The 12,608-nt window shown below is 62.4% G+C and carries 11 protein-coding genes; 7 read left to right on the plus strand and 4 right to left on the minus strand.

Annotated elements, in window-relative coordinates:
- The first annotated feature begins 10 nt into the window (after positions 1 to 10).
- Positions 11 to 1,147, plus strand: coding sequence for an amidohydrolase family protein (locus J6524_RS02205; protein WP_225668638.1), 1,137 nt, complete (start codon positions 11 to 13; stop codon positions 1,145 to 1,147).
- Positions 1,148 to 1,232: 85 nt separating this feature from the next.
- Here J6524_RS02205 and J6524_RS02210 read toward each other — a convergent pair whose 3' ends face one another.
- Positions 1,233 to 1,505, minus strand: a complete 273-nt coding sequence (locus tag J6524_RS02210) for a hypothetical protein (protein WP_225668640.1) — start codon at positions 1,503 to 1,505, stop codon at positions 1,233 to 1,235.
- A 349-nt stretch (positions 1,506 to 1,854) separates the two neighbouring features.
- On the opposite strand from J6524_RS02210, the gene J6524_RS02215 reads away from it, so the two are divergent.
- The gene (locus J6524_RS02215; protein WP_225668641.1) at positions 1,855 to 3,666 is read left to right on the plus strand and encodes a carbamoyltransferase family protein; all 1,812 of its coding nucleotides are present in this window, start codon (positions 1,855 to 1,857) and stop codon (positions 3,664 to 3,666) included.
- Between the two features lie 16 nt (positions 3,667 to 3,682).
- On the opposite strand, the gene J6524_RS02220 is transcribed toward J6524_RS02215, so the two are convergent.
- The gene (locus J6524_RS02220; RefSeq protein ID WP_225668642.1) at positions 3,683 to 4,843 is read right to left on the minus strand and encodes an OpgC domain-containing protein; all 1,161 of its coding nucleotides are present in this window, start codon (positions 4,841 to 4,843) and stop codon (positions 3,683 to 3,685) included.
- 227 nt (positions 4,844 to 5,070) lie between these two features.
- Between J6524_RS02220 and J6524_RS02225 the strand changes: the two genes are divergently transcribed.
- Complete coding sequence (locus J6524_RS02225; RefSeq protein ID WP_225668643.1) at positions 5,071 to 5,376, plus strand: ETC complex I subunit; 306 nt, start codon at positions 5,071 to 5,073, stop codon at positions 5,374 to 5,376.
- A gap of 54 nt (positions 5,377 to 5,430) precedes the next feature.
- Here J6524_RS02225 and J6524_RS02230 read toward each other — a convergent pair whose 3' ends face one another.
- Both J6524_RS02230 and J6524_RS02235 read right to left on the minus strand, forming a co-directional pair.
- Positions 5,431 to 5,928, minus strand: coding sequence for an Lrp/AsnC family transcriptional regulator (locus J6524_RS02230; protein ID WP_225668644.1), 498 nt, complete (start codon positions 5,926 to 5,928; stop codon positions 5,431 to 5,433).
- Positions 5,929 to 5,935: 7 nt separating this feature from the next.
- On the minus strand, positions 5,936 to 6,604 hold the full coding sequence (locus J6524_RS02235) for a TetR/AcrR family transcriptional regulator (protein WP_225668645.1): 669 nt from the start codon (positions 6,602 to 6,604) through the stop codon (positions 5,936 to 5,938).
- A gap of 184 nt (positions 6,605 to 6,788) precedes the next feature.
- On the opposite strand from J6524_RS02235, the gene J6524_RS02240 reads away from it, so the two are divergent.
- The 4 genes from J6524_RS02240 (at position 6,789) to J6524_RS02255 (ending at position 12,603) form a co-directional block, all read left to right on the plus strand.
- Complete coding sequence (locus J6524_RS02240; RefSeq protein ID WP_225668646.1) at positions 6,789 to 7,961, plus strand: isovaleryl-CoA dehydrogenase; 1,173 nt, start codon at positions 6,789 to 6,791, stop codon at positions 7,959 to 7,961.
- 117 nt (positions 7,962 to 8,078) lie between these two features.
- Positions 8,079 to 9,683 carry a carboxyl transferase domain-containing protein gene (locus J6524_RS02245; RefSeq protein ID WP_225668647.1) on the plus strand — a complete coding sequence of 535 codons (1,605 nt, stop codon included), beginning with the start codon at positions 8,079 to 8,081 and terminating at the stop codon, positions 9,681 to 9,683.
- A 2-nt stretch (positions 9,684 to 9,685) separates the two neighbouring features.
- Complete coding sequence (locus J6524_RS02250) at positions 9,686 to 11,695, plus strand: acetyl/propionyl/methylcrotonyl-CoA carboxylase subunit alpha (protein WP_225668649.1); 2,010 nt, start codon at positions 9,686 to 9,688, stop codon at positions 11,693 to 11,695.
- Complete coding sequence (locus J6524_RS02255; protein ID WP_225668650.1) at positions 11,692 to 12,603, plus strand: hydroxymethylglutaryl-CoA lyase; 912 nt, start codon at positions 11,692 to 11,694, stop codon at positions 12,601 to 12,603. Before J6524_RS02250 ends, J6524_RS02255 begins: the two co-directional genes overlap by 4 nt.
- Positions 12,604 to 12,608 lie beyond the last annotated feature (5 nt).

Below are 12,608 nucleotides of genomic sequence, written 5' to 3' on the forward strand. Positions count from 1 at the left end.
GGAGGCACGGATGACGGATTGGCGCGCGCCGCGGCTGCGGGGATGCTTCTGTTGCGATCAATCGCCTTCGCCGCGCACCGCATCCAGCCGGCGCGGCTTCATGCTCGGCGCCGGCGCGTTGGCGCTGACCGCAGCCATGAGGCATGATGAGGCCGTGGCGCAGACCGCCGATGTAAAACCGTTCCGGATCGACGTCCACCATCATCTGTCGCCGCCGACATACGTCACCGCGTCGAACGATGCCGGCTTCGGCGATCCCTTGATGAAGAACTGGACGATCGAGAAATCACTGGCGGACATGGACAAGGCCGGCATCGCGACGGCGATGCTCTCCGTCACCACGCCCGCCGTTAATTTCACCAAGGGCGACACAGCGCGACGGCTTTGTCGCGAGTCGAATGAATATGCCGCCAAGCTCGTTGCGGATCATCCCGGACGATTTGGTAATTTCGCGATGCTGCCACTCACCGATATCGAAGGCAGCCTGCGCGAACTGGCCTATGCGCTCGATACGCTTAAGGCCGATGGGATCGCCCTGATGACGAGCTATGGCGACAAATGGCTCGGCGATCCCTCATTTCTGCCCGTGATGGAGGAGCTCAATCGCCGCAAGGCGCTGGTCTACACCCATCCAACGGCGGCCAATTGCTGCGTGAACCTGGTGCCGACACAGCCGCCTGTGATGATCGAGTTCGGCACCGACACGACGCGCGCCATCGCTGACATCGTCTTCTCCGGCAATGCGCGGCGTTTTCCCGACATCCGCTGGATTTTCTCGCACGCCGGCGGAACGATGCCGTTCCTGATCGAGCGCTTCGTCCGCCACCCGCTGCTGGCGCCGAAGGCGAAGGAGACTGTGCCCGACGGCACGCTTATCGAACTGAAGCGCTTCTTCTACGACACCGCGCAGACGTCCAATCGCAGCGCGATGTTGGCGCTAGCGGCGATCATTCCGCCATCGCAGATCGTATTCGGCACGGACTTCCCGTACTGGACCGGTATCGACCATGCGAAGGGGTTGCGTGAGGCGGCCGTCTTTACCGACGAACAGATTGCTGCGATCGAGCGCGGCAACGCGCTCAAATTGATCCCGCGGCTGGCAAGCTATTTTGAGAACGGACCAACTTCCTCAGACATTGCGAAGTGATCCGCCAAAGAGAAAGGCGCGCCGCATGTCCGGCGCGCCTCTATCTTGCTTCGACCCCGTCTCCGCAGACGGCGATCGATTTATATCACCACCTGCAGACGCGGACGCCGTAGGGATTCCACCAGCAACGCGGACCGGGACGTACGTAGACGGGTCCACCGTAGAAGCCGCGACCGCGATAGAAGCCTCGGCCGCCGCGATAGTAGCCTCGACCGCCACGATAGTAGCCTCGACCGCGATAAGCTTGCGCCGATGTGGTTGTTCCGCCCACCAGAATGGCAGAGGTGCTGGCCACGTAGACGAACAGCAGAGCCAGCGCTGCAAGGCAGCGGGTCAGGATATTGTAGCGTTTAGCCATTCGAGAATCTCCGGTCACTTCCGAACACGTCACTTCCAAACATCTGGACGTCGGCACGATCTCACTTAGACGCGCGAGAAAGCTTTCGGTTCAGATGCGCTAAGACAATATTTTACAAGGTTCTATCGAGCTTTCGGGACTTTATTAAGAAGGGTATGTAAGGTCAAGTTAAGGCAGGCTGCCGCGAATTTCTGGCGTTGCGCCGTTCATGTTCCTGAATGTTTGCTGAACGTCGATGGCTTGTGCGCCGCGGAAATCCGATGAAAGCTACGACACGGCCACGCCGCCAACTTGATCTCGACACGATTTCCTCTTTTCAGCGTAAGACGATCTCGCCTAACGAGTAACCATGCCCAAAAAACACACTTATGTCCTTGGCCTGAACACCTACGATCATGATGTGAGCGCCTGTTTGTTGCGCGACGGCGCCATCGCGTTTGCCATCGCCAAGGAACGCATCACGCGAGCCAAGCACGCCTCCGGTTTCTACAAAGAAGTGATCGATTACGTTCTCGAAGCTGAAGGCATCACGCTCGACGACGTCGATCTCGTGGTGCGCAATTGCTACATCCTGCCGGTCCCGGAAATGGAGGAGCGGCTTGTCTATTTCGATGCGCCGGGCTTCCTGCCGGAATACGAGCGCGGCGAGGCGGCCAAGCATCCGCTCTACCTGAAGCATTCGGACAAAGTAGTCACGATCTCGCATCACCTGGCGCACGCCTATAGCGCCTTCGCGGTGTCACCGTTCGAGGAAGGCGTCGTGATGATCGTCGACGGTGTCGGCAGCTACCGTTCCGACGTCATGGAATCCTTTCCTGCCAGCGATACGGCAACGCCGCTCGCGCGCGAATCGGAGAGCTATTACAAGTTCAATGGCACGACGCTGGAATGCCTGAAAAAAGTCTGGATGGAGCCGGACCGCGGCTTCCTGAGCGATGAATTCTACAACATGCCCGGCCTCGGCGCGCTCTACAGCCGCGTTTCCACCTACATTTTCGGCGACTGGAATAAATGCGGCGAACTGATGGGACTGGCGCCCTATGGCCGTCGCGAGCAGGTCAAGCACCTCCTGGAATTGCGCGATGGCAAGCTGCACGTGCCGCATTGGACCGCCGAATTCAAGCAGCCCTACGTGTTCGAGCCCGGCAATAACTGGGAACGCAGCCCGGCGATGCGGCACTGGGAGGATCTCGCCTGGCGCACGCAGGATGATACCGAGAACGTACTGCTCGCCCGTGCCCGCTGGCTGCGCGAAACCACAGGCGCGAAGAACCTCTGCATGGCCGGCGGCGTGGCGCTGAACTGCGTGGCGAACGGACGGCTCGCCCGCGAGGCCGGGTTCGACAATGTCTGGATACAGCCGGCGGCCGGCGACGACGGCATTGCGATCGGCTGCGCCTATTACGGCTGGATTGAAATCCTCAAGCAGCGCCGCAGCTTCGTTATGGATCATGCCTATGTCGGCCGACGCTACAGCGATCAGGACGTCGCGAGGGAATTGCAGAAGTTTCTGGTTCGGATTCAGGCCGAAGCCGTGAGAAGCGAGAACGTCTGCCGCGACACCGCCAAGCTGCTGGCCGATCAGAAGGTGATCGGCTGGTTCCAGGACCGCTCGGAATTCGGGCCGCGCGCGCTCGGCAACCGCAGCCTGCTCGCCGATCCGCGCAAGGGCGAGATGAAGGACATCCTCAACAGCCGCGTCAAGCACCGGCAGGCGTTCCGCCCGTTCGCACCGATCGTGCTGGCCGAGCGTATGAAGGAAATTTTTGAAGGCGAGGAGGACTCGCCCTTCATGCTGATCGCCAAGCCAGTTCGCCCCGAATGGCGGAACAAGATTCCGGCGATCGTGCATGTCGATGGCACGGCGCGCGTGCAGACCGTGCGCGAAGAAACCAATCCGTTGCTGTATCGCCTGCTGAAGGAATTCGAGGCGCTGACCGGTGTTCCCGTGCTGATCAACACCTCATTCAACATCAAGGGCGAGCCGATCGTGGAAACGCCGCAGGATGCCGTGAACTGCTTCCTGACCACGGGTATCGATCATCTCGTCATGCACGATACGATCGTGTCCAAGAGCGCGATGCACAGGGTGGTCGCGCCGGTGCTCAACGTCTACGCCGACGTCCGGACGCTGGTGGCCTCGACCGCGCAGCCGGCCTGAAGCCCGCTGCCGCGGCTTAGCCGGAAGCTGCCGAACTGGCTTTCGGGGCTGCCGGCTTGAGCGGCTTGTCCTGCCGCTTCGACCAGGAAATGTAGTAGGCGACGATCGTCATGATCGCGATGCCGGTCACGCTGACGAAGATCTGCGCGAACAGCGAGCCCGAGCTCATCGACAGTTCGAAATGGCCGACGAACGACAGGAACACGCCGACGCAGAACACGGCGAGCGACTGCTGACCGCAGACGACCAGCGGATCAAAGATCTTCCACTCAAGGCCTGGCCATTCCTTCGGCACGAAACGGATGACCAGGATCACGATCGCGACGAAGTGCAGGAAGCGGTAGGGCGCGAGGTTGGTCTTGTCATTCGGGTTGAACGCCGAATACAGCCATTGCGGGAACATCTCGCCGAAGGTCGGGAATCGGCCGGCCATCGTCATGATGAGCGAGAAGACGAGATAGCCGATGCACAGATACAGCGTGACCGGCGCATTGATGATGGCGAGGTTGTTGCGGGCGCCGCCGAGCGCGCACCAGGCGCCGAACACGAACAGTACCTGCCAGGCGAACGGGTTGAAGTACCAGGTGCCGACCGGGTAGGCCGGCAGGTTCCAGCCGGTCTGCCGCGACACCAGCCACAAAACGATGGCGGCCAACATGGTCAGGTTGGGCTGGCGCAGCATGAACCACAGCACCGGCGGGAACAGCCCCATCAGCACGATGTAGAGCGGCAGCACGTCGAGATTGACCGGCTTGAACTTCAGGAACAATCCCTGCCGCAGCGTCTCGGTCGCGTTGTCGATCAGGCCGACCACGTTGAACTCGTTGACCAGCTCGGAGTCGCCGAAGCGCAGCGCCAGATAGCTGATCGAGGCGATGTAGATCACGAACAGGATGATGTGAGCGACATAGAGCTGCCAGACGCGCTTGGTCAGCCGCGTAGCTCCGACGATAAAGCCGCGTTCCAGCATCATCCGGGCATAGACGAAGGAGGCGGTATAGCCAGAAATGAAGACGAAGAGGTCGGCAGCGTCGCTGAACCCGTAATTGCGGGTGGTGATCCAATTCACGACGTTGTCGGGGATGTGATCCAGATAGATCGCCCAATTCGCGACCCCGCGAAACAGGTCGAGCCGGAGGTCGCGTCCTTTGTCTGGCAGGGTGGCGTTGATTTTCATGGCTGCCGCTTCGTGATGCCTTCGGGGAGATCGCACCGCAAGCCGGGGTCCCGGGGGCCGGATAGCCCTAGATTGTCACAGTACGGCATAATGACTATACCGGTGCGGAAATGGTACATCCGGGTTTCTGGAATCACCGCTCAATTTCCTGAAAGGTGTCTCTATACTATCCCGGCCGCTTCCGCCAAACGCTACCGTGTCGCATACGCTTGAGGACCCAACGATCCATGACCGCACGCATTTTTAAGCCCGCCAAAAACGCGATGCAATCGGGCCGGGCCAACGCCCGGGAATGGCAGCTCGATTATGAGCCGGAGCAGCCGCGGGCCGTCGAGCCGCTGATGGGGTGGACCTCTTCGACCGACATGAAGCAGCAGCTCACCCTGCAGTTCGACACCAAGGAGGACGCCGTCGCCTATTGCGAGCGCAAGGGCATTCCCTATCAGGTGATCGAGCCCAAGGATTCGGTGCGACGGCCCGTCGCCTACGCGGACAATTTCGCCTTCAAGCGCGTCGAACCCTGGACCCACTGAGCGCACGTCCGGCGCGCTTGCCGGTCGCGCGACGCGGCCCCGTGGCAGACGATGCTATTGTGCAGGGCCGGACGCCGCCGGATTTGGCGGGATCGGCAGCGGCGCATCTTTTGCGACGCCGAGCACCGGGAAGGTCCTGATGTTGCGGACCTCGGGCATCGCGGAAAACTGCAGAAGCTGCTGGTGCATGCCTTCGACGTTTCGCGCCACGCATTTGAGCAGATAGTCGGCATCGCCCGAAATCCGCCACGACTGCAGGACGAGCGGCATCGCGGCGATGGATTTCTCGAACGCCAGCAGCGGGACCTGGGCCTGGCTCTGCAACTGGATCAACACAAAGGAAATGACTTCGTAGCCGAGGAGCTTTTCGTCGAGCGTAGCTCTGATGGCGCTGACATGGCCTCGCTCGCGCAAGGCGCGAACGCGGCGCCGACACGGCGGCTCCGAGAGGCCGACCCGCTCCGCCAGCTCATTGTTGCGGATGCGTCCGTCCCGCTGCAGCTCTGACAGTATCTTCAGGTCGATCTCGTCGAGCGGCGGACGTAGCGTCATGGGCACCTCATCGGCGCGCCGACCCGCCGCGTGCCGTGCCGGCCGGGGAGGGGGCACGTTTGTTTCGGGTCCGGTCCGCCGCCGCGCCGGGGGTGACGCCCGACAATACCAGCTTCTCATGGGCGGCGACGATTGCCTCCTTGGTGAGCCGTCCGCCGGGACGGTACCAGGTGGTGAGGCCGGTCAACAGGGCCAGGATGGCAAACGTCGCCACCTGGACATCGACCACCTCGAACTCGCCCTCAGCGACGCCCTCGCTGAGGATTTCCGCCAGCCGCCGTTCATAGGCGCCACGGAGCGCCACGATCTCCTCGTAGTTCTTCGGCTCCAGACTCCGCAGCTCGGAATTGGCGATGAAGACCTCGCGCTTCTTGGTCATATGGTAGGTGACGTGAAATGCGACGAAGGCGCGGAGCTTGTCGGCCGGCCGCTGCTTGCCCTCCAGGGCGCGATCGAGCTGGCGGAGCAATTCGTTGATATGGTCCCGCACCAGGTCGAACAGCAGTTCCTGCTTGGTCGAGATGTGGTTGTATAGCGAGCCCGACTGGATGCCGACTTCGGCGGCGAGCTGGCGCAAGCTCATGGCGGCGTAGCCGTGCTCGAAGATCAGGCGCAGCCCGGCTTTGCGGATCGCCTCCATCGTCTTGGGACCGTGTGAGCCGATCGTTCTTGCCATGGAGCCTCTCAGAAGCGGGCATTCGCCGGCCTAATGGAAACAAGCAAGCGACCGTATAATAATGACATGAAAATACAGCAATTTCAATTGCCTGGACCGCACGTTAGGAGCCAGACAGTTCTGCTTGCAGCTAAGATAAAAAAACGTATGATCGTTTAATTCCAAGAAGACATCGGGGGAAATGATGGCCTCAAACAGGGCGCCGCTTCTGAACTTCGACCTCGGCGAGACCGCGGATGCGATTCGCGAGACGGTGCATTCATTTTCGCAAGACCAGATCGCCCCGCGCGCCGCCGAGATCGACCGCAGCAATCAATTTCCGCGCGACCTCTGGCCCAAGATCGGCGCGCTCGGCCTGCACGGCATCACGGTCGAGGAGGAATATGGCGGCGCCGGGCTCGGCTATCTCGAACACTGCATCGCGCTGGAGGAAATCTCGCGCGCCTCGGCCGCGGTCGGGCTGTCCTATGGCGCGCATTCCAACCTCTGCGTCAACCAGATCCGCCGCAACGGCAGTGAGGCGCAGAAACGCAAATATCTGCCGAAGCTGATCTCGGGCGAGCATGTCGGCTCGCTCGCGATGTCGGAGCCCGGCGCCGGCTCCGACGTGGTCTCGATGAAGACCCGGGCCGACAAGAAGGGCGACCGCTTCGTGCTCAATGGCAACAAGATGTGGATCACCAACGGCCCCGAGGCCGACACGCTGGTGGTCTACGCCAAGACCGACGCTGGCGCCGGCCCGCGCGGCATCACCGCCTTCCTCATCGAAAAAGGCATGAAGGGATTTTCCACCGCGCAAAAGCTCGACAAGCTCGGCATGCGCGGCTCCGACACCTGCGAATTGCTGTTTCAAGATTGCGAGGTGCCGGCAGAGAACGTGCTCGGCGAGGTCGGCCGCGGCGTCAACGTCTTGATGAGCGGCCTCGACTATGAGCGCGCGGTGCTGGCGGCGGGGCCGATCGGCATCATGCAGGCCTGCCTGGACGTGGTGCTGCCTTACGTGCACGAGCGCAAGCAGTTCGGCGAGCCGATCGGCACCTTCCAACTGGTGCAGGGCAAGATCGCCGACATGTACACCACGATGAACGCCTCGCGCGCCTATGTCTACGCGGTGGCGAAAGCCTGCGACCGCGGCGAGACCACGCGCGAGGATGCCGCCGGCGCGATTCTCTATGCCGCGGAGAAGGCGACGCAATGCGCACTCGACGCCATCCAGCTCTTAGGGGGCAACGGCTACATCAACGACTACCCAACCGGGCGGCTCGTGCGCGACGCCAAGCTCTACGAGATCGGCGCCGGCACCAGCGAAATCCGCCGCATGCTGATCGGGCGGGAGCTGTTTGAAAAGACCGCTTGAACTTCACATTCGGCCGAAGATGGTACAGGCTGTTGCATCTCCTTCGAAAGTACGGTTCCGCTCCTCCTGAAGCCATCTCAGGGCACCCCAGCATATAAAGATAAAGAAACGCCGATCATGCCGCTTCATTCCACCATCGATCCCACATCATCGGAGTTTGCCCGCAACGCTGACGTGATGCGCGGTCTCGTGGCCGAGCTGCGCGAGAAGCTGAAGGTGGTGTCCGGCGGCGGCGGTGAGGCGTCGCGCAAGCGACATACCTCGCGCGGCAAGATGCTGGCGCGCGAGCGCGTTGACCTCCTGGTAGATCCCGGCACCGCTTTCCTTGAATTGTCGCCGCTCGCCGCCAATGGCCTCTACGGCGGTGACGTTCATTCGGCGAGTGTCATCACCGGGGTAGGGCGCATTTCGGGCCGCGAATGCATCATCGTCGCTAACGACGCCACCATCAAGGGCGGCACCTATTATCCGATGACGGTGAAGAAGCATCTGCGTGCGCAGGATATCGCGCGGCAGAACAATCTGCCTTGCATCTACATGGTCGATTCCGGCGGCGCCTTCCTGCCGATGCAGGACGAGATTTTTCCAGACGAGCGGCACTTTGGCCGCATCTTCTACAACCAGGCGCAGATGTCGGCGCTCGGTATTCCGCAGATCGCCATTGTGATGGGCTCCTGCACCGCGGGCGGCGCTTACGTGCCGGCGATGTCGGACGAGAGCATCATCGTCCGCAACCAGGGGACTATCTTCCTCGGCGGGCCGCCGCTGGTGAAGGCGGCGACCGGCGAGGTGGTTTCCGCCGAGGAGCTTGGCGGCGCCGACGTGCATTCCCGCCACTCCGGCGTCACCGACCACTACGCCCAGAACGATGCGCATGCGATCGGGATCGCGCGGCGCATCGTCGCCACGCTGAAGCAGCCGACGCGAGCTAACCTCAACATGCGCGAGCCGCGAGAGCCGCTGTTCCCCGCGGAGGAAATCTACGGCGTGGTCTCCGCCGACGGCCGCAAACCGTTCGACGTCCACGACATCATCGCGCGCATCGTCGACGGTTCGGAGTTCGACGAATTCAAGAAACTCTACGGCACGACGCTGATCTGCGGCTTTGCTCACATCTGGGGCTATCCCATCGGCATCATCGCCAACAACGGCATCCTGTTCAGCGAGAGCTCGCTGAAGGGCGCGCATTTCATCGAGCTGTGCTGCCAGCGCAATATTCCGCTGGTGTTCCTGCAGAACATCACCGGCTTCATGGTCGGCAAGAAATATGAGGCCGGCGGCATCGCGCGCGATGGCGCCAAGCTGGTGACGGCGGTGGCGACCGCGGGCGTGCCCAAATTCACCGTCGTGATCGGCGGCTCCTACGGCGCCGGTAACTACGGCATGTGCGGGCGATCCTATAGTCCGCGCTTCCTCTGGCTGTGGCCGAATGCACGCATCTCGGTGATGGGGGGCGAGCAGGCTTCGATGGTGCTGAGCCAGGTTCGCCGCGACAATATCGAGGCCAAGGGCGAGACGTGGTCGGCGGAGGAGGAAGAGAAATTCCGCGCGCCAATTCGCGCGCAATATGAAAGCCAGGGTAATCCCTATTATGCCACCGCGCGGCTGTGGGACGATGGCGTGATCGATCCCGCCGATACGCGGCTGGTGCTCGGCCTTGGCCTTTCTGCCGCGGCCAATGCGCCGATCGAATCCACGAAGTTCGGCCTGTTCAGGATGTGAAGATGGACCGCGCAAAGCTCTACCGGCGTTTTCGGACGCTCCTGATTGCCAACCGCGGCGAGATCGCCTGCCGCGTCATCCGCTCCGCCCGCGCCATGGGCCTGCGGACCGTCGCCGTCTATTCGGAGGCCGATCGCGACGCCATGCATGTCGCAATGGCCGATGAGGCCGTGCTGCTCGGGCCGGCGCGGGCCCGCGACAGCTATCTCAACATCGAGCGTGTGATCGAAGCCGGGCGCCAGACTGGCGCCGAGGCTATCCATCCCGGCTACGGTTTCCTGTCTGAAAATGCCGAGTTCGCAGAGGCGTGTCTGAAAGCCGGATTGGTGTTCGTCGGACCGACCGCCGAGATGATGACGGCGATGGGCTCGAAGTCCGGCTCCAAGGCGCTGATGGAAAAAGCGGGCGTGCCGCTGGTGCCCGGCTATCACGGCGAGGCGCAGGACGAGGCAACGCTGTCCAACGCCGCCAACAAGATCGGATTCCCGGTTCTGGTAAAGGCCTCGGCCGGCGGCGGTGGGCGCGGCATGCGCGTGGTCAATTCGGCCGGCGAGCTTGCGGCGGCAATTGTGAGCGCCAAGCGCGAGGCCAAGGCGGCGTTCGGCGACGACCGCATGCTGATCGAGAAATACGTGCAGAACCCGCGGCACATCGAGGTGCAGATCATCGGCGACAGCCACGGCAATCTGCTCTCGCTGTGGGAGCGCGAATGCACGCTGCAGCGCCGGCATCAGAAAGTGATCGAGGAGGCGCCGTCGCCGACGCTCGACGCCAATCAGCGCGAGAGGGTCTGCGATGCCGCGCGCAGGGCGGCGGCTGCCGTGAACTATGTCGGCGCGGGCACGATCGAATTCGTTTCCGACGGCAAGGAGGTATTCTTCATCGAGATGAACACCCGACTGCAGGTCGAGCATCCCGTGACGGAGCTGATCACGAGCGTCGATCTCGTCGAGTGGCAATTGCGCGTGGCGTTTGGCGAAAAGCTGCCGCTGGCGCAAAACGAAATCAAACTGAACGGCCATGCCATCGAGGCGCGGGTCTACGCCGAGAATCCGCAGAAGAACTTCATGCCCTCGGTCGGCCGGATCAGGACGTGGCAGACACCCGATGCGGTCGATGGCTTGCGGATCGATGCCGGCTATCGCGCTGGCGATGCGGTGTCGCCTTACTATGACGCCATGCTGGCCAAGGTGATCGCCTGGGCGCCGACCCGTCAGGCCGCCATCGAGCGGCTCAACCGCGGGCTGGAGGAGACTGACGTCCGCGGCATCATCACCAATATCCCGTTCCTGTCAGCGCTCATCACGCACCCGAACGTGCGCGCCAACACCATCGACACGGGATTCATCGAGCGCGAGCTGAAGAAGCTGACGGAAGCTTCGGGCACAGCGGGCGATCTCGAGCTTTGCGCAGCGGTCGCTGCGATCGTTAACGACGAGCAGAAGGCGGCGCGCAAGGAAGCGCATTCGCCGTGGCAGACTTTCGGCTGGATGCCGGTCGGGCAGCGGCAACGGGTATTTTCGTTCCGGCAGGGGCAGGGCGCCGAACAGAAAGTGACGCTGCGATATGGCAACGGCCCGTCGACAATATCGATCGGCAAGCATCAGTTCGTATTCGCGATCTCGCCCGCGGATGGCGGCAGTTTCGACCTGACGCTCGACGGCGTGAAGACGCGCGTCACCGCCGTGATCGAGGGGCACGAGCTTTACTTACGCACCAGGAACGGTCGTTTCGACTTGCACTGGGTCGATCCGTTCGGCGGCGAAACCGAGGAACACGTCGGGGAGGACAAGATCGTGGCGCCCTTGCCGGGAACGGTCGTGGCGCTGCTGGCCGAGGAGGGCGCCACGCTGGAAAAAGGCGCGGCCATCCTGACGCTGGAAGTCATGAAAATGGAACAGACCTTGCGCGCTCCCTTTGCGGGCACATTGAAGAAGATCAGGTGCAAGGTTGGTGATATCGTCGGCGAAGGCGTTGAACTCGCCGAAGTCGAACCGACAGCAGCGTCATGAGCGAGCGCGTTCACATTGTCGAAGTCGGCCCGCGCGACGGGCTGCAGAACGAAAAGACGCCGATCAGCGTCGCCGATCGGATTGCCTTCGTCGAGGCGCTGATCGGCGCCGGGCTCAGGGCGGTCGAGGTCGGCGCGTTCGTCTCGCCCAAAGCAATCCCGCAGATGGTCGGGTCGGCCGAGGTCCTGCAGGGCGTCAGCCATCACCGGGATTGCGAGCTTCCGGTGCTAGTGCCGAACGAGAAGGGCTATGAGGCATCGCAGGCGGCCGGTGCAAAACTGATTGCCGTATTCGCGGCGGCGTCCGAGAGCTTTTCGCGCGCCAATATCAACTGCTCGATCGCAGAATCGATCGAGCGCTTCAAGCCGGTGCTGGCCCGCGCCAAGGCAGACGGCGTCCGCGTGCGCGGCTATATCTCGACCGTGCTGGGCTGCCCCTATGAGGGTGAGATCAGGCCGCAGGCGGTTGTCGACGTCGCCAAAGTGTTATGGGATCTCGGCTGCTACGAAATCTCGCTCGGCGACACCATCGGCGTCGGCACGCCTTTGAAGGCGCGACAGCTATTGCGCGCGGTCGCCGGTCACGTGCCGATGGCCAATCTCGCGATGCATTTCCACGACACCTATGGCCAGGCGCTCGCCAATCTCTACGCTGGCATGGAGGAAGGCTGCCGCGTGATCGATTCCGCCGCCGGCGGTCTTGGTGGCTGCCCCTATGCCCCCGGCGCGACGGGTAACGTCGCTACCGAAGACGTGGTCTACATGCTCGAAGGCATGGGCGTTCCGACCGGGGTCGACATGGCAAAGCTGGTCGCCGCAACCAATGTCGTGAGCGGGCTGATTGGCCGCCCGCCGGTCAGCCGCGTCGCATCGGCGTTGAATGCGAAGAACGCCGCCGGCAATGCATGAGGTGG

This window comes from Bradyrhizobium hereditatis, from assembly GCF_020329435.1.
GTDB lineage: Bacteria > Pseudomonadota > Alphaproteobacteria > Rhizobiales > Xanthobacteraceae > Bradyrhizobium > Bradyrhizobium hereditatis.